Origin of the sequence: Cypionkella sp., from assembly GCF_030652235.1 — a bacterium.
In the GTDB taxonomy this organism is placed as follows: domain Bacteria; phylum Pseudomonadota; class Alphaproteobacteria; order Rhodobacterales; family Rhodobacteraceae; genus Cypionkella.
The window spans coordinates 1-22,995 of the sequence record NZ_JAUSBA010000036.1 but is presented as its reverse complement, the minus strand read 5'-3'; the positions used below and the strand labels follow the sequence as shown (position 1 = coordinate 22,995).

The following is a 22,995-nucleotide window of genomic DNA, read 5'->3' as shown; positions in this document are numbered from 1 at the left end:
CCATGCAGCTGCCAACAAAACCACAAACCGCGACCGAACTGTTGGAAGCTTTGGCCACCGCACAGGATGGCTTGGGAAAGGGCGGGCGGCGGCTTGCAAGTTTCTTTGCCGACAATCTGGGTGCGAACGCTGTCCTTTCCGCTTCAGAAGTGGCGCAACGATGTGGCGTGAATGCCTCGACAGTTGTACGTCTGGCACAGGGCCTTGGCTACTCAGGGTATCGCGAGTTTCAGGCGGTCTTGCAGGATCAACTGATGACCTTCGCGCAGGCGCGAGCGCAGGAAACATCACCTACAGTGCCTTCGTTGTCGGTCCGCCCGGTCCGGCTGCATCTTTTGGCGGACTCTGGAAAATCTTTCAACGAAGGTGCAGCAGCAGCGGCGCAAAACTATTGCGGAATGAACCCCGGAGTGGCGATATCATCTGATCTGCACGCCTCCTATACGGTTGATCCGGTCGACTTCGCGAGGCGAATTGAAGCGGCGGCAGGGGTGTCGGACGGGATCATTCTTGTGGCCCGGGAACATCCGGCTATCAATGATGCGGTGCGCACCGTGACGGCGAAAGGCATTCCAGTTGTTTGCCTGACCACAGATCTGCCGACATCCGGTCGCACGGCCTATGTCGGCTCGGACCAGTATGTTTCGGGGGCTACGGCAGGGTGGCTTTGCGGGCGCATGTTGCCCGCAGGCAGTTCGGGCCGCGTGTTGTTCGTCTATTCGGTCCCCTTCCGCTGCCATCAGGACCGTGAGCAAGGCTTCCGCCACGTTCTGCGGACCGAGTTTCCAGATCTGGCGATCGACGAAAAGGTCAGTTCGGACGAAAGCGTTGACGTGATCTATGAAGCCGTGCGGCGCTATATCGCGAAAAGCGGGCCACCAGCCGCCGTCTACAATGTTTCCGGGGCGAATATCGGGGTTGGGCGCGCCTTGGAGGACGAGGGGATAAGCCATTCGACCGTGTTCATCGGCCATGAATTGAATGCAAATTCAAGGTCTTTGCTGGAACGCAACATAATGGACGTTACCATTGGACATGATTTCGACCGCGAGATTTCTCTGGCGGTCGATAGTATCAGGCTGGCGCGCGAGGGGGTTCAGCCAATCAATCGCATTACGCAAAGCCAGGTTTTTACCCGCTTTAACTGTGCGACTTTTTGAAGCGTCACAGTGCCAGTTTTCCATGCGGCGTTGGCGGCGCGAACTGATAAGCGCCCCAGACCGACTGATCGAAGTTGATCACAGATCCGGTCATCATTCCCGAATCCTCTGACGCAAGATAGGCCACTGCCTTGGCCACTTCTTCGGGCGAAAGCAGCCGTCCGAACGGTTGTTCTTCTGCGACCTTTTCAAGCCAGTTCTCATCTGCCCCGTGATATTCACGCTGGGTACGGTCTTCACCGTCAGACGCCATCCAACCAATGTTCAACTGGTTCACCCTGATCCTGTTGCGCATAGCGGCGAACGCAGTGTTGCGGGTAAAGGTGGCCAGCGCCGCCTTGGAAGCACAGTAGGGCGAGATGAAGGGTTGGCCGGCAAGCGCCGCTGTCGAGCCGATATTGATGATCGCACCCGGGGTCTCATCCCGCACCATGCGGCGAATCGCTTCCTGCATCAGGAAGAACGGCGCGCGGGTGTTGACTGCGAACATCCGGTCAAACAGCGCCTGATCCGTGGAAAGGATGTCCCCGCGGTCCGTGATTCCGGCTGCGTTGACAAGAATATCAACCCGGCCGAACGCGGCATCCAGCGCGTCAAACACGCGGCGGCAGTCGGCAACATGTTCAAGGTCGGCCTGCACAAAGCGTACATCGCAGCCAGTTTTGGCTTGGATTGCAGCGGCAACCGCCTGACCTTTTCCTGCATTGCGCCCGCAGGTTATCACGCCTACCGCACCGGCTTCGGCCAGTTGTAGCGCGATTGCCGCCCCCAATCCTTGCGTCCCGCCAGTCACGACGGCGATTTTTCCATCCACTCTGTTCACGTAAGTCTCCCTGGCTGCAACACATATTGCCGCGATTTGCGTATCGAAATTTCTATTGACATAACTGCATGAATGCAACAGATTTTGCAACAAGGGCGTGATTGACGCAATTATTGTTGCGCAATCCATGTGGGGATACGGAGAGGAAAACAAATGTTACGTATTGCAGTACTCGGCTGTGGCCGGATCGGACAAATGCATGCGGCCAACGTGGCGCGGCATCCACGCGCAGAACTGGCGATGGTCTATGACGTTCACGCGCCTTCGGCGGACAAGGTCGCGCAGACGCTTGGCGTCACCGCCGCGCAATCCGCTGAGGCCGTGTTCAGTGACCCCACCGTCGATGCGGTCTTGATCGCAACAGCCACGCCCACCCATGCCGATTATATCGAAATGGCGATTGCAACGGGCAAAGCAGTCCTGTGCGAAAAACCCATTGATTTGAACCTCGCGCGGGTGAATGCCTGCGCAGCAAAGATCGGCAACACCAGCATCCCGATCCAACTGGGTTTCAACCGCCGCTACGACCCCGGCCATTCGGCTGCCCGGAACGCGATGCTGGCAGGCGACATTGGTGATCTGCATCAGGTCATCATCACGTCGCGCGATCCGGCGATCCCGCCCCGCGCCTATCTTGAAGCAGCCGGTGGCTTGTTCCGCGACATGACCATTCATGACTTTGATCTTGCCCGCTTCATGTTGGGCGAAGAACCGACTGAGGTGTTCGCCATCGGTGGCGCTCTGATCGACCCTGTACTTGGTGCTGAGCTTAACGAAGTGGACAGCGCCATGTTCATTCTGCGCACGGCATCCGGCAAGCAGTGCCACATCAACAACTCGCGCACCGCAGTCTACGGCTACGATCAGCGCGTGGAACTGATGGGCAGCGATGGGATGATCATTTCTGACAACCGCAAGCCACACGAGATGCGCCGCTATGGGGCAAAATCCGTTGAAGCCAGCGAGCCCTATCAGTTCTTCTTTCTGGAACGCTACAACGAGGCGTTCATGGCCGAAATCGACGGCTTTGTGGACTGCGTCGAAAAGGGTGCTGCGCCCTTGGCCAGCTTTGAAGACGGCCGCCGCGCGCTGATCCTTGCCGAAGCCGCGTACCTTTCGATGAAGGAGCGCCGCCTCGTGCAGGTTTCAGAAGTCAAAGCCTGAACCCTTTCCATGCAGCGCAGGTCACTCGGTGCTGCATTTGAATTTGTGATGGGCACGTCTGTTGAGGAGCAGATCGTCCGTCATGAAGCAGACCCCTTCGTGTTCACATGAAGGGCACGAAGGTTCGCGATCACTTTACCAAAAGTACCCGGACCAAAAAAGTAAACTCAGTGGAGGAAGCTATGACGTTCAAGACGACCCGTATGACCCGCCGCCAATCCGCCAAGACGCTCTTCGCAGGCGCTTTGGCCTTCAGCATGACTGCAGGTGCCAGCTTTGCCGAAGGCAATGCCGATGTGATGATCGGCTTCACACCGAAATTCCTGAAAGACGACTTCCAGACCCTGATGCTGGATCTGTCGAAAAAGGCCTTCGACGCCAAGGGCTTCACGCTCGTCGGCGCGCCGGACCCGAACGGCGACATCGCAGCACAGGTGGACGCTTTGACCAACCTGATGGCCAACGGTGCGAATGTCATCGTTTTCGCACCTCTGGACGCGGCGGGGATCGTACCGGTGGTTCAAAAGGCCAATGAGGCAGGCGTATTGGTCTTCTCGATCGACGATAGTCCGGCTGGCGGCAAGGTCACCGCGACCGTTCGCGCTGACAACGTTGACGCCGGTGCGCAGGGTGCCAAGGAAATGGCCAAGCGTCTGGCGGCACACCCCTGTTCGGCCGACGACAGCTGCATCGTGCTGGAATTGCAAGGTGCTTTGACCACGCCGAACGGGCTTGACCGCTCGGACGGCTTTGCCAAGACCCTCGCCGAACTGGCCCCCAAGGTTCAGATCATCCAGCGCCCGACCGAGTGGACCGCTGACATGGCTGCCGACGCCGCACAGAACGTGCTGACCCAGAACCCGAACCTTGCCGGCATCTTCATGGCGTCGGAACTGATGGCGACCGCGATCAACGCGCAACTGAACGCTGCCGGCAAAGGTGCCGCAGTCGGTGATGAAGGCGCCGTGATCCGTATTGCCATCGACGGCACGCCGCAAGGCCTGCAACTGATCCGCGACAAGGCACTGGATGCAACCGTTTCGCAGCCGCTAAGCGCCTATGCGTCGAAAACCGCCGAACTGATCGAACTGGTTCATGGCGGCGGTGTGATCGAGCTTGGTCCGCGCGATGACGGTCAGGTCATCGATACCCCGGTTGGTCCGCAATACCAGCTGAATGCAACGCTTGTCACCCTTGAGAACGTCGACTCGCCCGATCTGTGGGCAAACCAGGTCGGCAAGTAAGCACGTATGACGACAAAAGGCGTGGATCCGAAGATCATGGAAAACAAGCGACCCATCGTTGAGATGCGTAACATCTCCAAGACCTTTGGTTCCACACGTGCCCTGAAAGGCGTGGATTTCACCGTCATGCACGGCGAGGTCCATGCCCTTCTGGGACGAAACGGGGCGGGCAAAAGCACACTCGTTTCAACGATGAGCGGGCTGGTAGCGTCTGATACTGGCACTATCCGCATCGCCGATACTGAAGTTGTGGCCAATGGCCAACCCTATGCCGCAAAGATCCGCGATGACATCGCGCATGTGCAGCAAACCCCGCAACTGTTCAACCTGTTGACGGTGGCCGAGAATCTGTTCCTTGAGAACCCCTCCGTTCAGAAAAGATTCGGTCTGGTCAGCCACAACCGTATGCGGACGCAGGCCCGTGCCTTGCTGGAAAAGTGGAACATGGACATCCGCGCCGAGGCGTTGGCTGGGGAGCTTGGCGCAGGTACCCGGCAACTTCTGGAAATCATGAAGGCGCTTAGCCGGGGCGTTCCGGTCATCATTCTGGATGAACCTACCGCAGCCCTTAGCAATGCCGAAAAACATCTGCTGTTTGAACAGGTCAAGGCGCTGAAGGCCCTTGGGATTTCCTTTATCTACATTTCGCACCATCTGGATGAGGTGTTCGAGGTGGCTGATACCGTTACCATTCTGCGTGACGGTTTGGTGGTGAAAGAGCGCGAGGCGGTTGGCAATCTGAATGTCGAATTGATCGCCGATTTGATGATGGGCGAAAAGACTGCGCGGTCTGTCCGCAGCGACCACACCCGATATGATGCCCCGGCGTTGCTCCGGGCCATTGGTGTCGGGATTTACCCGGTGGCCGAGCTGGGCGTTGATTTTCAGGTGCAGCCCGGCGAGATCGTCGCCCTTGCCGGCCCTGTCGGGGGTGGCAAGGAAGCTTTGGCCATGATGCTTGCAGGGCAACTTACGCCCTACAAAGGCAAGATCACAGGCGCGGACGGCAGTTTGCCAACCATCGGCCTTGTGCCGACCGACCGCCACGCCAGCGGCTATGTCGGCATGTTGGGCGTGCGCGAAAACGTGGCGATAGGCGGACTTGATCTGCTGTCAGGCCGACTTGGATTCATCAACCGCGAAAAGGAGGCATCGCATGTGGGCCACCTTGCAACACAAACCAACGTCATTGCGTCGTCGCTGGAGCAGGCCGTCAGCCAACTGAGTGGCGGCAATCAGCAAAAGGTCGTTTTCGCCCGCGCGCTTTGCCACAATCCACAGGTGGTGGTGGCACTCAGCCCGACACGTGGCGTCGATGTGGGGGCCAAAGAACAACTTTACGCGCTGCTGCGCGATCTGGCCAGCAAGGGGCTTGGGGTCGTTGTGGTGTCCGACGAAGAGGACGAAATCGCGCAACTGGCGAACCGCGTCGTGATCGTGTTTGAAGGAAAGCTCGTGGCGGAACTGCGCGGTGACTACACGATGAAGGATCTTATCCTACGCATGGAGGGCGTGATATGAGCAGTGCTAACCCAACGAAAGGGGCCAAGCTGCAAAGTTCGGGCCCAACCCGCATGCAGGCCTTTGGCAGCGCTTTTGTCAGCGGCGGATATACGATGTATCCGGTGCTGCTGGCGCTGGTGGTCCTTGGGGCAATCGTGGCCCCTCGATTTGCGACATCAACAAACCTGATCAACATCCTGGAGCAGGTCAGCGTCCTGGGCCTGACCACAATCGGCCTGACGTTCGTAGTGCTGATCGGACGGCTGGATCTGTCGCTGGAAGGTGTCGTCGGCTTTGCCCCAATGTTCGCGGCGGTCTGTCTGGTTCCCGCCGCGGCAGGTGGTTTTGGCATTGAATTGCCCTCTTGGTTGGGCCTCTTCATTGCCCTGGGCGTGGCTGGTCTGATTGGCGTCTTCAACGGCTTCATGGTGGTCCGGGTTGGCCTTAACCCCTTCATCTCGACTTTGGGCCTGCTGGTCCTGCTTCGTGGTGGCGTATTGATCGTATCGAACGGACGGTCGATCTATTCGCCCGGCCCTGCACTGACCTATCTTGGTTCGGCCAAGCTGTTCGGTCTGCCGGTGTCGGTGCTGGTCTTTGGTCTGGTCGCGCTGATTGTCGGGTTGGTGTTCAAATACCACCGCTATGGACGCGCGCTTTACGCCATTGGTGGCAATGAAGATGCGGCGAGGGCGGCGGGGATCAATGTGGATCGGGTGATCTGGTCGGCCTTTGTCTTTGCGGCCCTGCTGGCCGGGCTGGCGGGCGTGCTGATGACTGGGCGACTGGACTCGGCAGTGACGACCCAAGGCCAGGGGATCATCTTTTCGGCCTTTGCGGCAGCGGTCATCGGCGGGGTCAGTCTGGGTGGCGGGCGCGGCACTATGGTGGGTCTTGTCAGCGGCGTGCTGTTGATCGGGGTCATCAACAACCTGCTGACACTTGCACAAGTGCCCTCGTTCTATGTGCAAGCCTCAACTGGTGCGGTCATCATCATCGCCGCAGTGCTGACGACCATCGCCAGCCGCCGTTCAAGCGGTGTGAAAACGCGGACTTGATAGTTTATAGCCCGTCCTGAATGCCGCCGCTGTTCCTGTCGGGACGGCGGCGTCTTTGTTTGGACCCAAGAGGAAGATATGCAGCGGCATCCGATCGGCACGACCCCGAGCATGCGCTGATTGTGGATGAAGTCACCCGCAAGGGTGGTACGCTGAACGCGCTGTTCCGTATGAAGGAAGTAGGGCTTGCGACGGCCGTCGGGCTTCCAAACCTGCGCGTGTGGCACGAACCCTGGACTAGGTGGCGGCTGCGATCTCGCTGCAGGTCTTGGATCAACTGGGCGACCTGCCCTATGAGACCGAGTATCCCAAAGCCCTTCGGGTTTATCGCCCGGGAAGATACGCAAAAGGCCGGCTTATGCCGGCCCTTTGTGATGCGATACGCCCCCGATCAGGCTGCCTTGGCTGGCTGTTTGCCCATGATGATCATACCGAGAATGTCATCATCGGTCACCTCGTTCACATTCACCGTTCCGACGAGCTGGCCGTTCTTCATGACACTCGCACGGTCGCAAAGTTTCATCACGTTGTGGATGTCATGTTCGATCAGGAAGATGCCAAGGCCTTGCGCCTTAAGTTCCTGAATCAGTTCGGCCACCATCTGCGTCTCGTGCGGGCCAAGGGCGGCGGTGGGTTCGTCCATGATCAGGATTTTGGCATTGAAATAGACGGCACGGGCGATGGCCACAGATTGGCGCTGACCACCAGACAAAGCCGACACCGGCACGTTGAATTTGCGGAAGTTGGGGTTCAGGCGCCCCATGATCTTGCGCGCCTCGGCCTCCATTTTCGCATCGTCAACAATGCCGTTTCGCTTGATCTCGCGCCCCAGAAACAAGTTTGATGCGGCATCAAGGTTATCTGCCAGCGCCAGCGTCTGATAGATGGTTTCAATGTTTTGCGCACGCGCATCGCGGGGGTTGCTGATCTCAACCTCTTGCCCGTTGATCAGGATATGACCTGCGTCTTTTTGATAGGCCCCGGACAAGCACTTGATCAGCGTCGATTTTCCAGCGCCGTTGTGGCCCAGCAGGCCCACAACTTCGCCCGGATAAAGGTCGATCGAGACATGATCGACGGCCTTGATGCCGCCGAAGGAAATCGAGATGTCGCGCATTTCGACCAGAGGGGTGCCCGTTCTGTTAACAGTTCTGTTGATCATTTTGAAAGCCCCAGACGTTTGCGATACAGGATGTCGACCCAGACGGCGATGATCAGGACAAGGCCGACGACGATGTTCTGGAACGGCGTATCGACGCCAACCATCGCCATGCCGGATTGCAGCGATTGCATGATCAGCGCGCCAAGGATGGCGCCGTAGATCGTACCCACGCCCCCGGCCAAAGCTGTTCCTCCGATGACGGCTGCGGCGATCACCCGCAGTTCTTCCAGCATGCCAATGTCATTGCCATGGCTTTGCAGGCGGGCTTGTGCCACCAGCGCAGCCAGGGCGCAAAGAAAGCCCATCAGGGCAAAGATCTTGACCGTCAGCGCGCGGGTGTTGATGCCCGCCAGATCGGTGGCATCCGGGTTGCCGCCCATGGCAAAGATGTAACGGCCAAAGGTGGTCTTGCGCGCCACCACGGTCATCACCACCGCGACAGCAATCAGGATCAGCACCGAGATCGGAAGGCCGTGCATGGCGGTGTAGCCTTCGGGCATCACCTCGCCGCGCGCCTCGAACAGACGTTTCAGTTTGGCGGGCGGCACGGGATAGCGCGACAGCCAGCCGACAAAGAGCAGTATGGCACCGACGATCAGACCGGCCATCATCGCCTCGGCCCAGACCGGCTTTACCATGAAGCCATGCCTCAGTTTGTTGCGGCGTGAGGCGATGATGCCCCAGACTGCCAAGCCCGATGCGACAAGGCCAAGGACCCAGCTTGCCGATGCCCCCAGAACGCCTTCGGTGCCGCCGAACATCAACAGGTTCGGGTCGGTCAGGGAAACCGACTGGCCGTTTGTGGTGAACCAGTTGACGTTGCGCCACACGAAAAGGCCACCAAGTGTCACAATGAAAGACGGAATCTTTTGGTAGCCAACAAGCCAGCCTGTAACCGCGCCCATCAGGGTGCCAAAGGTCAGGCCGATCACAACTGTCGCCGCCAGAATGGCCGGGTTGCCGTAGCTGGTGCCGAACATCGTTGGCAACCAGGTGGTCTGGCCCATTGCCAAAACGGCAGAGCACATGGCCAACATGGACCCGACGGACAAATCAATGTGGCGTGCGACAATGACAAAGACCATGCCACAAGCCATGATCCCGACCGGAACCGTCTGCACGGCGATGTTGAAAACGTTGCGCGGCCCTACGAACGTGCCCCCGGTCCAGATGGTGAAAACCACAGCAACGGCAGCGAAAGCCATCAGCATGCCCAAAAGGCGCACGTCGATTTCAAGCGTGTCGATCAGGCTGCGGCGCGGCGCTGTGCCGATGGCTGTGTGCCCTGGATCCGTCATGGTGTTCTTCCTCCCTCAAGGCACCCTGCAGCGCCTTCCCCCGTATGGAAAACGCCCCAGCCCGTGCAGGACCGGGGCATTCCTTTTGCAATCAGATCACTCGCAAACAGCGACGCCTGTAACACCCGCGCAAAGCACGTCCTTGGCGATCCAGCCCGCGTCCAGCACCAGGTTCAGGTTGTCCTTGGTGATCGGCTGCGGTGCCAACAGGATCGAGGTCAGCTCTTTGCCACCCGGCGAGGTGAATTTGGCAGCGCCAGCAACGTCCGCCATGGCCGTCCCGCTGGCAAGTGCAACGGCGATTTCGCCTGCGGCCTTGCCCAGAGCACGGCTGTCTTTCCAGACCGAAACGGTCTGCGTGCCAAGCGCCACGCGGTTCAGCGCGGCCATGTCACCGTCCTGGCCCGAAACCGGGATACCGGCCATGCCCTGCGCCGTCAGCGCCGCGACCACACCGCCAGCGGTGCCGTCGTTCGAGGCGACCACAGCGTCAACACCGTTGTCGGCTTCGGTCAGGATCTGCTCCATGTTCTTTTGCGCATTCGCAGGCTGCCAGTCGTCGGTGTAGGCTTCGGCGACGATGGTGATGTCACCGGCGTCAATTGCGGCCTGCAGCACTTCTTGCTGACCGCCGCGCAGGAAGTCTGCGTTCGGGTCAACCGGAGAGCCTTTGATCATCACATAGCGGCCTTTGGGCATCGCGGCCAGAACGGCGCGCGCCTGCATCCGGCCAACTTCGACGTTGTCGAAGGTCAGATAGAACGCGCGGGGATCGTCGATCATGCGGTCATAGCCAACCACCGGGATGCCAGCGTCAGCAGCCGCATCCAAAGCCGGACCAATCGAGGCCGAATCCTGTGCCAGCACGATCAAGGCATTGCAGCCTTGGGTGATCAGGCCCTCGATGTCGGCAAGTTGCTTGGTGGCCGAGGTCTGCGCATCAGCCGAAATATACGCGGCACCGGCGGCATCCAGCGCGCCTTTGATTGCGGCCTCGTCCGTTTTCCAACGCTCTTCGCGGAAGTTCGACCAGCTGACGCAGACTTTCATGTCGGCGGCTTGCGCCATCGTGGTCAGGCCGGCCAACACTGTGGTCGCCAGCAAAAGGGCTTTTGTCATCTCGTATCCTCCCTTGGATGTTCCGGCTCTCCTCTGGCCGGTCAGGCACGGTGCCTTGCAGCTATTGTCATGTTGCAATTTTCATTGTCAACATAAAATGCAACAATTCATCTTCGACAGCCGGCGCTCGCACCAAACATTGCGGTTGCCAGCGAGTCGCATCAACGGCAAGGTTCACCAAATCGAACGGAACAGGCAGATGACAGATACGTTTCCACCCAAAAGCTACGAAGACCTGATCCGCGTCATCCATGACCGCTATGAAGAAATGAGTAAGACCTATCAGAAGATTGCGGTCTATCTGACGCAGAATCCGAACGACGTCGCGGTGATGTCGGTCAACGCGATTGGCGAAAAAACCGGCATCCATGCGTCCAGTTTTGTGCGCTACGCCCAGTCTCTCGGGTTCAGGGGGTTCAAAGAACTGCAGGCGGTCTTCCAGCGCCGGCTGACCACTGCCGCACCGGGCTTTGATGCCCGAATCAAGGCACTGGAGGATGAACTGGGCACCAAGGAGGACCGCAGCGATCTGGGGTTCCTGCGCGATCTGGTGGTGCGCGATGTGACGTCGTTGCAGGATCTGCTGGCCAATATCTCGGCCGAGCAGATTTCAAAGGCTGCCGATCTGATGGAGGCGGCGGATACGATCTATCTTCTGGGCCAGCTTCGGTCCGCACCAGTGGTTGATCTATTGCGTTATGCGCTGACCATGCTGGGCAAGCGTACGGTTCTGCTGGATGCGGGGGGCGGCCTGACCACGCATATGGCGCGCGCGATCCAGCCACGCGACATGCTGTTTGCGGTGTCGTTCCGGTTCTACGCAACAGAGGTGGTCAATGTGGTGGACGAGGTGGCCGGGCGCAGCATTCCCGTGGTGGCCATTTCCGACAGCACGCTGTCGCCACTGGCAAAATCGGCGCAGGTTTTGTTCGCGATACCCGAACATGAATACACCTTTTCGCGCAGCCTGGCCGCCCCCATGTGTCTGGCGCAGGCACTGACCGTGGCATTGGCCGCGCGCCTGCAAAAAGACCGCGACAGCCCGCGCATCCCGACGGTGACCAGCCTTTAGGACAGTTGCATCGGTCCGTCTGGCACCGGCATACCCCCCGGCACGGCACCCCAGACGGATTGGTCAAAGTTGACGATGGCCCCGGTCATCAGGCCTGCGTCGTCGGACACCAGAAAATTGACCGCCCGCGCCGCCTCTTCCGGGTCGACAAGACGGCCAAAGGGCAGGTTTGCGGTCGCTTTCGCTTCCCAATCGGTTCCACCCTCCGCTTCTTGCAAGGCGCGCTCATTGTCAGATGCCATCCAGCCGACGTTCAGCTGATTGACACGGATGCGGTTGCCCATCACCGAAAAGGCCGTGTTGGCGGTCAGAGTGGTCAACGCGCCCTTTGAGGCGCAATAGGCGTTGATGAAAGGCTGCCCCGCGAGCGCCGAGATAGAGCCGATGTTGCAGATCGCGCCCTGAATTCCCTTGGCGATCATCAGTTTGATTGCCGCCTGTATCAGGAAATAGGGGCCGCGGACATTGGTGGAAAACAAGGCGTCGAACGTTTCCGGCGAGGTATTAACGATGGTGCCACGCGCGGTGGACGCCCCGGCATTGACCAGCACATCGACGCGGCCAAAGCGGGCGTCCGCTTCGGCAATCACCCGCTGACAATCCGCGATGGAGCCGAAATCGGCCTGCACGAACAGCGCGGGGCAAGGCAGGCCGTCGGCCACCGCCTGCCCCTTGGCCGCATTGCGCCCCATGATGACAATGCCGGCAGCACCCGCTGCCGCCAACCTGCGGGCGATGGCCGCCCCCAAACCTTGGGTGGCCCCGGTGACCACGCAGATCTTGCCATCCATCCGGTTCATGCCTGAACCTCATAGCCCGCTGCCGCCATGACGCGCAGCAGTTCCTTGTGGCCTTTCTGGGCCATCAAAAGCGGCGGGTTTGCTTTGGGGTCCTGCTCGGCTTCCACCACGAACCAGCCTTCATAGCCGTATCTGGCGCAGGCCTTGACGATGGCCTCGAAATCCAGACTGCCATCGCCCGGAACCGTGAACGCCCCCTTCACAACGGCATCAAGGAACGACTCCTGCGTGCGATCCAGCCCGTCCACCACGGACCGGCGGATGTCTTTTGTATGCACATGGGTGATGCGTTTGTGGTGGCTGTCCAGCACGCGCAAAACATCGCCGCCGGCAAAGGCCATGTGCCCGGCGTCGAACAGCAAAGGCACGGTCGAATGCTTCATAAAAAGGTCAAGCTCGGCCTCGGTTTCAACTGCCGCCGCCATGTGGTGGTGGTAACTGATGGGCATTCCGTTCGCCGCGCACCAATCGGCAAAATCGCTGACCTTGCGGCCATAGACGGCCATTTCCGCCTCGGTCAGCTTGGGCTTTGTGGACAAGGGTGCAGATTTGATCCCCTGCACCGACCGCGCGGTTTCGCCATAAACGATGCAGGGCGCGCCTGCGGCCTTGAAGAACGCATGTTGGGCGGCAACGCGGTCTTTCTCGACCTCGATATCGCCATCCAGCAGCAGGCCCGAGAACCAGCCGCCACAGACCGAAATGCCGTATTTCTTCAGGATCGGGCCAAGCTCGGCCATGTCCATCGGAAAGCGGCGGCCTGTTTCCATGCCGGTAAATCCGGCAACCGAGGCCTGGCGCAGGCATTCCTCAAGGCTCACATCATCCGACAGTTCTGCCAGATCGTCGTTCCACCACGCAATCGGCGCAATCCCTAGTTTCGCTTTCATATCAGACTCCTACGCGCTGCTTGGCGCGAATTGCAATTTGGCTGGCGCGGGCAGCGTTGACGCTGTCGCGATCCGAGATTTCGGGCACACCCACGTCCCAATCCGCATCGCCGGGCACCCAGGCGTAGGCGTCCGAGGTGATGCAGATGACAGTGGTGCGGTCAGTGGTCTGCGCCCAGATCAGCGCCTCTTCCAGATCGGCCAAACTGTCGCAATGGCGCGCCAAAGCCCCCATCGATTCCGCATGTTTGACGAAATCGACGTGCAGCGGGTTGGCCTTATCAGTGATCCGGCAATCCTTCAGCAGGTTGTTGAACCCCGGCACGCCCTTGAACTGTTGCAGGCGCGAAATCACCGCGTAACCGCCGTTGTCGCAGACCACGACGATCATCTTATGCCCGGTCAGAACCGTCGAATAGATGTCCGAGTTCATCATCATATAGGTGCCGTCGCCCAGCATCACGATGGGGGTTCCGTCCCCGTTCTTGGCCATGGCATGGCCCCAACCTGCAGCGATTTCATAACCCATGCAGGAAAAACCAAACTCGCAGTCAAAGGTATTGGGGTCTTTCACCCGCCAGCCCTTGGTGATCTCGCCCGGAGTTCCTCCTGCCGCACCGATCAGGGTATCATTGGGCCGCGCTGTCTTGTTCATCACACCGATCACCTGTGCATAAGACGGGATCGGCGCGTTTGTGATGGCCTGATGACGGTCAAGCAGGGCGTTCCACTCGGCAAACAAGGCCTTGGCCTGGGGCAGATGTGCCGCCGGCGCGCGCCAGTCGGCAAGGCCTGCGTCCAGTTCGGTGACGGTTTCCAAGGCATCGCCCACCACGGCAATCGCGCGGTGCTTGATGGCATCAAACCGCGCCGCGTTGATCGAGATGAACTGCGCGTCCTGTAAGAACGCTGTCCACGACCCGGTGGTGAAATCCTGCAAACGGGTGCCGATGGCGATGATCACATCCGCCTCGGCCGCAAGGGCATTCGCGCTCGTGGACCCGACAATGCCGATGGGGCCGCAATGAACCGGGTGGTCATGTGTCAGACCGCCCTTGCCCGCGATGGTTTCCACCACGGGAATCCCATATTTTGCGGCAAAGCTGGCCACCGCGTTTTCTGCACCGGAATAGCGGACACCCCCCCCCGCAATGATCAGCGGCGCCTTGGCTGTTTTCAGCGCGGCAATCGCTTTTGCCAAAGCGTCCCGATCTGCGCGCGGACGCGGAATCGACCAGAGGCGCTCTTCAAAGAACACCGCCGGGTAGTCGAAGGCGATTTCTTGAGTGTCTTGCGGCAAACCAATGAAGGCAGGCCCACAGTCGGCAGGGTCAAGCATGGCGGCAATCGCCTGCGGCAACGACCCAATGATCTGCGCCGGATGGGTGATGCGGTCCCAATAGCGGGTGACGGATTTGAAGGCATCATTCACCGTCATCGTCGGGTTGTTGAAATGCTCAACCTGTTGCAGCACAGGATCGGGAAGGCGGTTGTTGAACGTATCCCCCGCGATCAGCAGCACAGGCAGCCGGTTGGCATGGGCGGTGCCCGCTGCCGTCACCATGTTCAACGCCCCCGGCCCGATGGACGAGGTTGCCACCATGATCTGCCGCCGCCGTTTTGCCTTGGCAAAAGCAATGGCCGCCAAAGCCATAGACTGTTCGTTCTGACCGCGCCAAGTGGGCAATTGTTCCTGCACCGCCTCCAGCGCCTCGGACAGACAGGTGACATTGCCATGTCCGAAAATGCCGAACACGCCGGCAAAAAGTGGCACCCGCTCTCCGTCGATTTCAGTAAACTGGCTGCAAAGGTAGCGCACGAGCGCCTGCGCCATCGTCAGTCGAATCGTGGCCCGACTCATGTCTGCTTTGCCCATGTGATTTCCTCCCTCAGGTTGCTGACAACGATAAACCACAACATCGAATATTGACAATGGCAATCTTTTGCAATGATAGTTGCTGCAACGGATCGGGAGGATTCTGGAACGACATGTGCTGATGCGGCGACCACTGGCGCTGCTGCGTTGCACACCCTGTCACCAGCGCCTTTTTGAAGTCCTTCGTCTTAGGGCCAGATGGTCCGCACCAAAAAGGTTGGCTCGCATGTATGACAGGTTCGGACTTTTCATCAATGGAACTTGGACCGCTTCCCAGGACGGCACGACGGCTCCGGTTTTCAGCCCAGTCACCCAGCAGGCCTTGGGACAGGTTCCGATGGCAAGCGTCACCGATACCGAGGCCGCCATTGCGTCGGCAGCCACCGGATTCGCGGCGTGGCGCGCCAAGTCAGCGTTCGAGCGTGCCGACAGCCTGCACGCCATCGCCGATGAGATGAAGCGCCGCACGAATGAAGCCGCGCGCATGATTTCGCTGGAAACCGGCAAACCCATCGCCCAGTCGGGCCGCGAATGGGCGCTTTGCATCGACCAGTTTCGCTGGTTCGCTGAAGAAGCCCGCCGCATCTATGGGCGTATCATCGAATCCCGTGTGCCGGGGGGGCGGTTTGAGGTTCACCATGAACCCGTCGGCATCGCCGCCGCCTTTACGGCATGGAACTTTCCCGCAGCGCTGATCGCGCGCAAGGTCGCTCCCGCCCTTGCAGCGGGCTGCTCCATCATTGTCCGCCCCTCGTCTCAGACACCGGGCGTGGCGATGGTGATGGTTGACTGCTGCCGCGCCGGAACCCTACCGGCCGGCGCAGTCAACCTGATCATCGGTCCAACCGACGCCACCTATGCGCCGATCATGGCCTCAAAAGCTGTCCGCAAGGTATCGCTGACCGGGTCCACCCGGGTGGGCCAACAGATGATCCGTGACGCCGCCGCGACCATGAAAAAGGTGTCGATGGAACTGGGCGGCAACGCGCCCCTGATCATCTATGACGACGCCGATCTGGAAGCCGCGCTGAACGCCGCCGTGCCGACGAAATTCGCCAATGCCGGGCAGGTTTGTGTGACGGCAGACCGCTTTTACATCCATGACAGCCTGCATGATGCGTTTGTTTCCGGCTTCGTGGAACGCACCAAAGCGATCAAGCTGGGCGATGGACTTGACCCATCGGTTGGCATGGGCCCACTGATCAATGCAGGGCGTTTGGCCGAGATGGAAAAGATCGTGGCCGGGGCCGTGCAGGCCGGAGCGACGCTGGCCCAAGGCGGCAAACGCGCCACCGGTTTCAACGCCGGGCATTTCTTTGAACCCACGGTGATCACCGATTGTACCGATGATATGGGGGTAATGGCAGACGAAAACTTTGGCCCCATCGCCGCAATCACCCGCTTTAGCAGTGATGATGAGGTGCTGACCCGCGCCAATGCCAGCGACATGGGCCTGTCTGCCTATGCCTTCACGCAAAGCCCGAAACGCGCCCGTCGCACGGTGGCCGAGTTGAAGGCGGGCATGGTCGGGATCAACTCTTTCGCCATGGCGGCGTCCGAGGCGCCCTTTGGCGGCACCAATCATTCCGGCATGGGCCGCGAAGGCGGGACCGAAGCGATCCTTGACTACCTTGATGTGAAATCCAGCCAGATGGTGTGGGCATGATCCCGAACAAACTCAAAGGCCTTTGGGCCGCAGGCAAGCCCACGATCAACGGCTGGTGCAGCATCGGCAACCCCTTCACCGCCGAGATCATGGCCGCCCAAGGGTTCGACAGCATCACCATAGACATGCAGCACGGTGCGTTGGATTATTCCAACCTTCTGCCGATGTTTCAGGCGATGCGGGCGTCGGGCGCTGTGCTGATGGCCCGCGTGCCGTGGCTGGAACCCGGCATCATCATGAAGGCGCTGGACGCGGGGGCCTATGGCATCATCTGCCCGATGGTCAATTCAGCCGAGGAATCGGCGCGTTTTGTCAGCTATTTGCGCTATCCGCCGCTTGGCCAGCGCAGCTTTGGCCCAACCCGGGTATCCTTCGCCGCAGGTCCGAATTACGCGACTGAGGCGAATGACAACATGCTGGCCTTCGCCATGATAGAAACTGCCGAAGGCATGGCCAATCTTGATGCCATTGCGGCCACCCCCGGACTGGACGGCATCTATGTCGGTCCCGCCGACCTGACGCTTTCCCTGACCCAAGGTCGCCTTGCCCCAGGCTTTGACCGGGAAGAGCCTGAGATGATTGCCGCGCTGCAAACCATCGTGGCGACCTGCAAGAAGCACGGTATCCGCGCAGCCCTGCATTGTGGCACGCCTGACTATGCCGCCCGTGCCATCGGCTGGGGGTTCGATATGACCACCGTGGGCGGTGACAGCCGGTTCCTTGCTGCCGCTGCGGCTGCCGCCGTTACAGGCTTTCGCAAGCTGACAGATGGGGCCACCGCAAAGACGGAAAAGGGGGGCTATTGATGCCGCATATCCTGATTGCGGGCAAACTTCACCCCTCGGGTCTGGCGCTTCTCGACCAGACGCCGGGGATTACCTACGACCACGTCGAAGAAATCTCGGAGACGTCTTATCAGCCCTTTCTGGAACAGGCCGACGCAATGGTGATCCGCACCCAGCCGATGGGGGCCGCCAGCGTGGCCAAGGGCGCGCGGTTGCAGATCGTGTCGCGACACGGAGTGGGCTATGACGCGGTCGACGTTGCGGCGCTGAACGCGCGGGGCATCCCCTTGTGCATCGTGGGGGATGTGAATTCGGTCTCTGTGGCCGAACATGCGATGATGCAGATTCTCGCCTGTGCCAAACACCTTATCCGCTCGGATGCCGCTGTGCGCACCGGTCCGTGGGGCTGGCGCAACAGGCTTGAACAGTGCGAGGTGTCGGGAAAATCTCTGCTGATCATCGGCTATGGCCGGATCGGGCGGCATCTGGCGCGGATGGCATCGGGCTTTGGAATGAAGATCATGGCCTATGACCCCTATCTGTTGACCCATGGCTGGCCCGACGGTCCGGCTGCCGCTGTTGCCGATCTGGCCACCGGGTTGGCAGCGGCCGATTTCGTCTCCGTCCATATTCCCAAGGCGGATGGCCCGCTGATTGCCGCAGCTGAACTGGCCAGCATGAAACGCGGCGCCATCATTGTGAACACGGCACGCGGCGGCATTGTGGATGAGGCCGCCCTTGCCGATGCCTTGCGCTCCGGTCACATTGCCGCCGCAGCACTGGATGTGTTTGATGCCGAACCCCCCAGCACCGATCACCCGCTTTTGGCTTTTGATCAGGTGATCCTGACCCCCCACACCGCTGGCCTGACCCGTGAGGCCGCCGAGCGCATGGCCATCGCCTCGGTGCAAAACGTGCTGGACCATTTCGCGGGGCGTCTGGACCCTGCCCTGATCGTCAACAAGGACGCGATACAATGACCAAACCCAAACTTCGCATCGGCCTGATCGGCACCGGCTTCATGGGCAAAGCGCATGTCTTTGGCTTTACCTCGGCCCCACGCGTGTTCGAACTGCCGTTCGATCTGGAACTGCACACGGTGGCCGACATCACGCCCGAGGCAGCCGAGCGCGCCCGCCAGACTTTGGGCTTTGCTCATGCCACCACGGACTGGCGCACGATCATGGCGAACCCCGAGATTGATCTGGTCTCGATCACCGCCCCCAACGCCTTGCACAAGGAAATGTCGCTGGCCGCGATTGCGGCTGGCAAGCATGTCTATTGCGAAAAGCCGCTGGCCCCCTTGGCATCGGATGCCTTGGAAATGACGCTGGCCGCCGAGGCCCGCGGGGTGAAAACGCAAGTGGGCTTCAACTATCTGTGCAACCCGATGCTGGCTCTGGCGCGCGACATGATCGCAGCGGGCGAGCTGGGCGACATTCGGGGTTATCGCGGCATCCATTGCGAAGATTACATGGCCGATCCGGCGGGCAGCTATACCTTCCGCCATGATCCGGCAGGCGGCGGTGCCCTGGCCGATATTGGCAGCCACGCACTGGCCACCGCCGAATTTCTTTGCGGTAGGGTCACCCGCGTGATGGGCGATTGCATCACCATGATTGCGGAACGCCCCGACGGGCGCGGCGGGCGCAAGGCTGTGACGGTAGACGACGTGGGCCGCGCCTTCCTGCGCTTTGACAATGGTGCGACCGGCAGCATCGAGGGCAACTGGATCGCCACCGGACGCAAGATGCAACATGACTTTGAGGTCTATGGCACCAAGGGCGCTCTGGCCTTCAGTCAGGAACATTTCAACGTCATCAACTACTTTTCCACCGCTGACGCCAAGGGCCGTCAGGGCTTCCGGCGGATCGAGGCCAGCCCCGACCACGCGCCCTATGGTCTGTTCTGCGTCGCCGCGGGCCACCAGATCGGCTTCAATGACCTGAAGGCCATCGAGGTGGCTGGCTACATCAACGCCATTGCCGGCAAATCGCCCGAGCCGTTCAACTTCCGCGCCGGACTGCGCATCCAGACATTGGTGGAAACCATTCAACAGTCGTCCAAAGCCCAAAGCTGGCTGGACGTCGCATGACCCTCGCCGTCGGCGTGATCGGCACCGGCGTGATGGGGGCGGAACACGCACGCCTTTTGCGCAGCAGTACCAGCGGCGCGCATCTTGCTGCCGTCTGTGACGCGGACGAAAGCCGCGCCAAGGCGGCGGCGCAGGGCGCGGCGGTTTTTACCGATGCCCATGCGTTGATCGCATCTGCATCAGTGCAGGCGGTCGTCATCGCCTCACCCGATGCCACCCATGCCGAATACGCTTTGGCCTGTCTTGCCGCCGGCAAACCGGTGCTGTGTGAAAAGCCCATCGCCGCCACCGCCGCCGAAGGTCTGGCGATTGTGCAGGCCGAGGCGGCCTTGGGCCGCCGCCTTGTCACAGTTGGTTTCATGCGCCGTTTTGACCCGGCGTATGTCGAGATGCACAGCGCCCGCACCTCGGGCCGTATCGGCAATGCGGTCCTTTTGCACAATATCCACCGCAATCTGTCTGCGCCCGATTGGTTCACCGGGGCCATGGCCGTGACCAATTCCTTCGTCCATGAAATCGACATCTCGCGCTGGCTGCTTGGCTCGGAAATGGTGACGGCGCGTGTCACTTCGGCCCCGGGTGGCGATCCGATGATGGTGACGATGCAAAGCGACAAAGGCGAGATCGTCTCGACCGAGGTTCACATGAACGCGGGCTACGGCTATCACGTTCACGCCCAAATGGTGGGCCGGTTGGGCACGGTCGAGATGGCAGCGCCAACGCGGGTGTTGACCAACCTTGCGGCCACGCAAAGCTTTGACTTCCCGCCCAACTGGGTGCCCCGCTTTACGGAAGCTTACCGGTTGCAAATGCAGGCCTGGGTCGATGCCACCCTTGCAGGCCGCACAGTCGGCGCCAGTGCCTGGGATGGATATGTCACCACCGCCATTGCCGAACAGATCGTGGACGGGATGACCTCGGGCGGCCAGATCACCCTGACCTTCCCCCTCGCGCGCCCCGCGCTTTACGCCTGAACCGGAGAAACCAATGATCAGATATGCAGTGGTTGGCGCAGGCTGGATTGCCCAAGAGGCGTTCCTGCCCGGCGCAGCACAAAGCGGCAATTCCACCATCGCGGCCATTGTGACCGGCGATCTGGACAAGGGCGCAAAACTGGCGGCCTTTCACAACATCCCACAGGTGGTTGGCTATACGGACTATGACACCCTGCTGGCCTCGGACACCATTGATGCTGTCTACATTGCGCTGCCGAATTCCATGCACGCCGACTACGCCATCCGGGCGGCGCGGGCGGGCAAGCACATCATGGTGGAAAAGCCGCTTGCCGTTTCGGTGGCCGAGGCCGAGGCGATGATTGCTGCGGCCAAGGCCGCTGGCGTGTTCCTGATGACCGCTTACCGGCTGCACCATGAACCCGGAACGCTGGCGGTGCTTGACCATATCGCCAAGGGCAGCATCGGCACGCCGTTGCTGTTCCAGTCGCTGTTCAGCTTTCAGTCGGCTTTGGGCAACCACCGCCTGAGTGCGGCGCATTGGGGCGGACCGTTGCAGGACATCGGGGTTTATTGCGTCAATGCCGCCCGCCATATCTTTGGCGAAGAACCCTTTGAGGCGACAGCCACCACCCACCAGCCCAAGGGTGACCCCCGCTTTGCCGAGATTGAGGCCACCATCGCCGCCACGCTGCGTTTTCCGTCCGGGGGCATCGCGCAATTCGTGGCATCTTTCGGCGCGGGCGAAGTCGACAATTACCGCGTGGTGGGATCGAAGGGCGATCTGGAGCTGGACCCGGCCTTCAAGTTCGACTGCGCCATGAAACTGCGTCTGCGCACCGCTGGCGTGACCACCGAAACCACCTTTCCCCAGATCGACCATTTCGGCGCACAGGTGGCCTATTTCAGCGATTGCATCGCGGCAGGCACCCCGCCCGAGGCGGATGGTGCCGAAGGTCTTGCCGACATGCGCGCCCTGATCGCCATCGAGGCCGCCGCCAGAACCGGCAAGCCGCAACAGATCAGCTCCCCACCCCGTATCCGCCATCCCACGCCCGACATGGTCCGCATGGCCCCTGTCGCCACGCACCGCCTGCTGCTGTAACCCCTTGAACCAAAGACCAGATCAATGACCGTAACCTTTGCCCTGAACCGCACCTGTGCCCCACAACTGAGCCTGTCCGAGTTCATAGCCCTTGCGCAGACCGTCGGCGTCAGCGCTGTCGAACTGCGCAATGACATCGAAGGGCAGGAGTTTGCCGACGGCATGCCCGCATCTGAACTCAAGGCCCGGCTGGCAGATGCCGGGCTGGTTCTGGCTTCTGTCAACGCCCTGCAACGCTTCAATGACTGGACACCTGCCCGGGCCGAAGAAGCCAGGCGGCTGATCGGCTATGCCGCCGAACTGGGCGCGCCCGGCGTTGTGCTCTGCCCCGCCCACCGGCCCGGCGACGATCAGCACGCGGATGCCCATGACCGGCTGTGCACAGGGCTGGCCGCGCTGCAGCCGATCTTTGCCGACGCAGGTGTGATTGGGTATGTTGAACCCTTGGGCATGCGCCATTCGTCGATGAACCGTCAGGCGCAGGCCATTGCGGCTATGGACGCCGTCGGCGGCAGTGATTTTCATCTGTGCCATGACACGTTCCAGCATTTCCGCGCCAGCGATGACGCCCTGTTCCCGGATCGCATCGGATTGGTCCACATCTCGGGCATCGCCCGCCCGGATCTGCGGCCGGACGAGTTGAGCGAACCTGACCGTGGCTTTGTGTTTCTGGGCGACCGCGTCGGCAACATCACCCGCCTGCGTGCGATGGTTGACGCCGGATATCGTGGTTTTGTCTCCATGGAACCGTTTAGTCCAGAAACCCAGAACGATCCGAAATTGACCGAACGGCTGCGTGCGTCCCTTGATTATGTAATGGGCGCAGCGCGGCTGACTTGAAGGCCGGACCACCCGCTGCCGATGAAATCATCGCAGCACAAGTTGGCGAGATCGCGCTGATGACGTCGTGGCTGGCCGAGAACGCAAAGTGAGATTTACCTGACCATGCGGCGCAATCCGCGCGGTTAACACTCGTGCCGGCGGCATGCAGAAGCAAGAAGTCCCCCGCTTCTCACCGCGACTCTTCAAACGTTGACCAGGCGTTGACAAGAAATGCACAAGCCAAATCCCGACTGTTTGTGTCGGGTTCTATCTATTTGATATCATGTATATTTTTGGTTGCGGGGACAGGATTTGAACCTGTGACCTTCAGGTTATGAGCCTGACGAGCTACCGGGCTGCTCCACCCCGCGACGGTTGTTCCCGTTATCTGTGTGGGAAC

Annotated in this window: 20 protein-coding genes and 1 tRNA gene; 13 read left to right on the top strand and 8 right to left on the bottom strand. The window is 60.4% G+C overall.

Annotated features, from left to right (window positions below; genetic code table 11):
* The first annotated feature begins 2 nt into the window (after nt 1-2).
* Nucleotides 3-1,160 (top strand): substrate-binding domain-containing protein, encoded by a 1,158-nt coding sequence (locus Q7V03_RS12885; RefSeq protein ID WP_304925998.1) that lies wholly within the window; start codon nt 3-5, stop codon nt 1,158-1,160.
* A 4-nt stretch (nt 1,161-1,164) separates the two neighbouring features.
* Here Q7V03_RS12885 and Q7V03_RS12880 read toward each other — a convergent pair whose 3' ends face one another.
* Nucleotides 1,165-1,983, bottom strand: a complete 819-nt coding sequence (locus Q7V03_RS12880; RefSeq protein ID WP_304925997.1) for an SDR family oxidoreductase — start codon at nt 1,981-1,983, stop codon at nt 1,165-1,167.
* A 153-nt stretch (nt 1,984-2,136) separates the two neighbouring features.
* Here Q7V03_RS12880 and iolG point away from each other — a divergent pair, with 153 nt between their 5' ends.
* The 4 genes from iolG to Q7V03_RS12860 all read left to right on the top strand — a co-directional run bounded on the left by iolG (nt 2,137) and on the right by Q7V03_RS12860 (nt 6,952).
* Nucleotides 2,137-3,147 carry an inositol 2-dehydrogenase gene (gene iolG, locus Q7V03_RS12875; protein ID WP_304925996.1) on the top strand — a complete coding sequence of 337 codons (1,011 nt, stop codon included), beginning with the start codon at nt 2,137-2,139 and terminating at the stop codon, nt 3,145-3,147.
* A 182-nt stretch (nt 3,148-3,329) separates the two neighbouring features.
* The gene (locus Q7V03_RS12870) at nt 3,330-4,391 is read left to right on the top strand and encodes a sugar ABC transporter substrate-binding protein (RefSeq protein ID WP_304925995.1); all 1,062 of its coding nucleotides are present in this window, start codon (nt 3,330-3,332) and stop codon (nt 4,389-4,391) included.
* Nucleotides 4,392-4,427: 36 nt separating this feature from the next.
* Nucleotides 4,428-5,912 carry a sugar ABC transporter ATP-binding protein gene (locus tag Q7V03_RS12865; protein WP_304925994.1) on the top strand — a complete coding sequence of 495 codons (1,485 nt, stop codon included), beginning with the start codon at nt 4,428-4,430 and terminating at the stop codon, nt 5,910-5,912.
* Entirely contained in the window at nt 5,909-6,952 is a 1,044-nt protein-coding gene (locus tag Q7V03_RS12860; RefSeq protein ID WP_304925993.1) for an ABC transporter permease, read from the top strand. The genes Q7V03_RS12865 and Q7V03_RS12860 overlap by 4 nt, the downstream gene beginning before the upstream one ends.
* 391 nt (nt 6,953-7,343) lie before the next feature.
* Here the strand turns inward: Q7V03_RS12860 and Q7V03_RS12855 are convergent, their stop codons facing one another.
* The 3 genes from Q7V03_RS12855 to xylF form a co-directional block, all read right to left on the bottom strand.
* Complete coding sequence (locus Q7V03_RS12855) at nt 7,344-8,114, bottom strand: ATP-binding cassette domain-containing protein (RefSeq protein ID WP_304925992.1); 771 nt, start codon at nt 8,112-8,114, stop codon at nt 7,344-7,346.
* Complete coding sequence (locus tag Q7V03_RS12850; RefSeq protein WP_304925991.1) at nt 8,111-9,412, bottom strand: sugar ABC transporter permease; 1,302 nt, start codon at nt 9,410-9,412, stop codon at nt 8,111-8,113. Before Q7V03_RS12850 ends, Q7V03_RS12855 begins: the two co-directional genes overlap by 4 nt.
* Before the next feature lie 96 nt (nt 9,413-9,508).
* A complete protein-coding gene (gene xylF / locus Q7V03_RS12845) occupies nt 9,509-10,531 on the bottom strand; it encodes a D-xylose ABC transporter substrate-binding protein (RefSeq protein ID WP_304925990.1) in 1,023 nt (340 codons plus the stop codon).
* On the opposite strand from xylF, the gene Q7V03_RS12840 reads away from it, so the two are divergent.
* Nucleotides 10,503-11,603, top strand: a complete 1,101-nt coding sequence (locus Q7V03_RS12840; RefSeq protein ID WP_304925989.1) for a MurR/RpiR family transcriptional regulator — start codon at nt 10,503-10,505, stop codon at nt 11,601-11,603. The two genes, xylF and Q7V03_RS12840, sit on opposite strands and share 29 nt — an antisense overlap.
* Here Q7V03_RS12840 and Q7V03_RS12835 read toward each other — a convergent pair.
* From Q7V03_RS12835 to iolD, 3 genes are read right to left on the bottom strand one after another with little or no spacing between them, the layout of a single operon-like run.
* Nucleotides 11,600-12,403 (bottom strand): SDR family oxidoreductase, encoded by an 804-nt coding sequence (locus tag Q7V03_RS12835; protein WP_304925988.1) that lies wholly within the window; start codon nt 12,401-12,403, stop codon nt 11,600-11,602. The two genes, Q7V03_RS12840 and Q7V03_RS12835, sit on opposite strands and share 4 nt — an antisense overlap.
* Entirely contained in the window at nt 12,400-13,293 is an 894-nt protein-coding gene (gene iolE, locus Q7V03_RS12830) for a myo-inosose-2 dehydratase (RefSeq protein WP_304925987.1), read from the bottom strand. Before iolE ends, Q7V03_RS12835 begins: the two co-directional genes overlap by 4 nt.
* A gap of 1 nt (nt 13,294) precedes the next feature.
* On the bottom strand, nt 13,295-15,154 hold the full coding sequence (gene iolD, locus Q7V03_RS12825) for a 3D-(3,5/4)-trihydroxycyclohexane-1,2-dione acylhydrolase (decyclizing) (protein WP_304926004.1): 1,860 nt from the start codon (nt 15,152-15,154) through the stop codon (nt 13,295-13,297).
* 241 nt (nt 15,155-15,395) lie between these two features.
* Here iolD and Q7V03_RS12820 point away from each other — a divergent pair, with 241 nt between their 5' ends.
* The 7 genes from Q7V03_RS12820 to Q7V03_RS12790 are packed head-to-tail and all read left to right on the top strand — an operon-like array spanning nt 15,396 to nt 22,613.
* Nucleotides 15,396-16,835: an NAD-dependent succinate-semialdehyde dehydrogenase gene (locus Q7V03_RS12820; protein WP_304925986.1), complete on the top strand. Its 1,440-nt coding sequence runs from the start codon at nt 15,396-15,398 to the stop codon at nt 16,833-16,835.
* Nucleotides 16,832-17,641, top strand: coding sequence for an HpcH/HpaI aldolase/citrate lyase family protein (locus tag Q7V03_RS12815; protein ID WP_304925985.1), 810 nt, complete (start codon nt 16,832-16,834; stop codon nt 17,639-17,641). Before Q7V03_RS12820 ends, Q7V03_RS12815 begins: the two co-directional genes overlap by 4 nt.
* On the top strand, nt 17,641-18,600 hold the full coding sequence (locus Q7V03_RS12810; RefSeq protein ID WP_304925984.1) for a hydroxyacid dehydrogenase: 960 nt from the start codon (nt 17,641-17,643) through the stop codon (nt 18,598-18,600). Before Q7V03_RS12815 ends, Q7V03_RS12810 begins: the two co-directional genes overlap by 1 nt.
* Nucleotides 18,597-19,715, top strand: coding sequence for a Gfo/Idh/MocA family protein (locus Q7V03_RS12805; RefSeq protein WP_304925983.1), 1,119 nt, complete (start codon nt 18,597-18,599; stop codon nt 19,713-19,715). The genes Q7V03_RS12810 and Q7V03_RS12805 overlap by 4 nt, the downstream gene beginning before the upstream one ends.
* Nucleotides 19,712-20,689, top strand: coding sequence for a Gfo/Idh/MocA family protein (locus Q7V03_RS12800; protein WP_304925982.1), 978 nt, complete (start codon nt 19,712-19,714; stop codon nt 20,687-20,689). Before Q7V03_RS12805 ends, Q7V03_RS12800 begins: the two co-directional genes overlap by 4 nt.
* A 13-nt stretch (nt 20,690-20,702) precedes the next feature.
* Nucleotides 20,703-21,773: a Gfo/Idh/MocA family protein gene (locus Q7V03_RS12795; protein ID WP_304925981.1), complete on the top strand. Its 1,071-nt coding sequence runs from the start codon at nt 20,703-20,705 to the stop codon at nt 21,771-21,773.
* A 24-nt stretch (nt 21,774-21,797) separates the two neighbouring features.
* On the top strand, nt 21,798-22,613 hold the full coding sequence (locus Q7V03_RS12790) for a TIM barrel protein (RefSeq protein WP_304925980.1): 816 nt from the start codon (nt 21,798-21,800) through the stop codon (nt 22,611-22,613).
* Between the two features lie 276 nt (nt 22,614-22,889).
* Here Q7V03_RS12790 and Q7V03_RS12785 read toward each other — a convergent pair.
* A tRNA-Met gene (locus Q7V03_RS12785) sits at nt 22,890-22,966 on the bottom strand.
* Nucleotides 22,967-22,995: the final 29 nt, after the last annotated feature.

Excerpts from the sequence above, each read along its gene's own strand:
- Q7V03_RS12885 (WP_304925998.1), top strand. The coding sequence starts at position 3 with ATGCAGCTGCCAACAAAACCACAAACCGCGACCGAACTGTTGGAAGCT.
- iolG (WP_304925996.1), top strand. The coding sequence starts at position 2,137 with ATGTTACGTATTGCAGTACTCGGCTGTGGCCGGATCGGACAAATGCAT.
- Q7V03_RS12870 (WP_304925995.1), top strand. The coding sequence starts at position 3,330 with ATGACGTTCAAGACGACCCGTATGACCCGCCGCCAATCCGCCAAGACG.
- Q7V03_RS12865 (WP_304925994.1), top strand. The coding sequence starts at position 4,428 with ATGGAAAACAAGCGACCCATCGTTGAGATGCGTAACATCTCCAAGACC.
- Q7V03_RS12860 (WP_304925993.1), top strand. The coding sequence starts at position 5,909 with ATGAGCAGTGCTAACCCAACGAAAGGGGCCAAGCTGCAAAGTTCGGGC.
- Q7V03_RS12855 (WP_304925992.1), bottom strand. The coding sequence starts at position 8,114 with ATGATCAACAGAACTGTTAACAGAACGGGCACCCCTCTGGTCGAAATG.
- Q7V03_RS12850 (WP_304925991.1), bottom strand. The coding sequence starts at position 9,412 with ATGACGGATCCAGGGCACACAGCCATCGGCACAGCGCCGCGCCGCAGC.
- xylF (WP_304925990.1), bottom strand. The coding sequence starts at position 10,531 with ATGACAAAAGCCCTTTTGCTGGCGACCACAGTGTTGGCCGGCCTGACC.
- Q7V03_RS12835 (WP_304925988.1), bottom strand. The coding sequence starts at position 12,403 with ATGAACCGGATGGATGGCAAGATCTGCGTGGTCACCGGGGCCACCCAA.
- iolE (WP_304925987.1), bottom strand. The coding sequence starts at position 13,293 with ATGAAAGCGAAACTAGGGATTGCGCCGATTGCGTGGTGGAACGACGAT.
- iolD (WP_304926004.1), bottom strand. The coding sequence starts at position 15,154 with ATGAGTCGGGCCACGATTCGACTGACGATGGCGCAGGCGCTCGTGCGC.
- Q7V03_RS12820 (WP_304925986.1), top strand. The coding sequence starts at position 15,396 with ATGTATGACAGGTTCGGACTTTTCATCAATGGAACTTGGACCGCTTCC.
- Q7V03_RS12815 (WP_304925985.1), top strand. The coding sequence starts at position 16,832 with ATGATCCCGAACAAACTCAAAGGCCTTTGGGCCGCAGGCAAGCCCACG.
- Q7V03_RS12810 (WP_304925984.1), top strand. The coding sequence starts at position 17,641 with ATGCCGCATATCCTGATTGCGGGCAAACTTCACCCCTCGGGTCTGGCG.
- Q7V03_RS12805 (WP_304925983.1), top strand. The coding sequence starts at position 18,597 with ATGACCAAACCCAAACTTCGCATCGGCCTGATCGGCACCGGCTTCATG.
- Q7V03_RS12800 (WP_304925982.1), top strand. The coding sequence starts at position 19,712 with ATGACCCTCGCCGTCGGCGTGATCGGCACCGGCGTGATGGGGGCGGAA.
- Q7V03_RS12795 (WP_304925981.1), top strand. The coding sequence starts at position 20,703 with ATGATCAGATATGCAGTGGTTGGCGCAGGCTGGATTGCCCAAGAGGCG.
- Q7V03_RS12790 (WP_304925980.1), top strand. The coding sequence starts at position 21,798 with ATGACCGTAACCTTTGCCCTGAACCGCACCTGTGCCCCACAACTGAGC.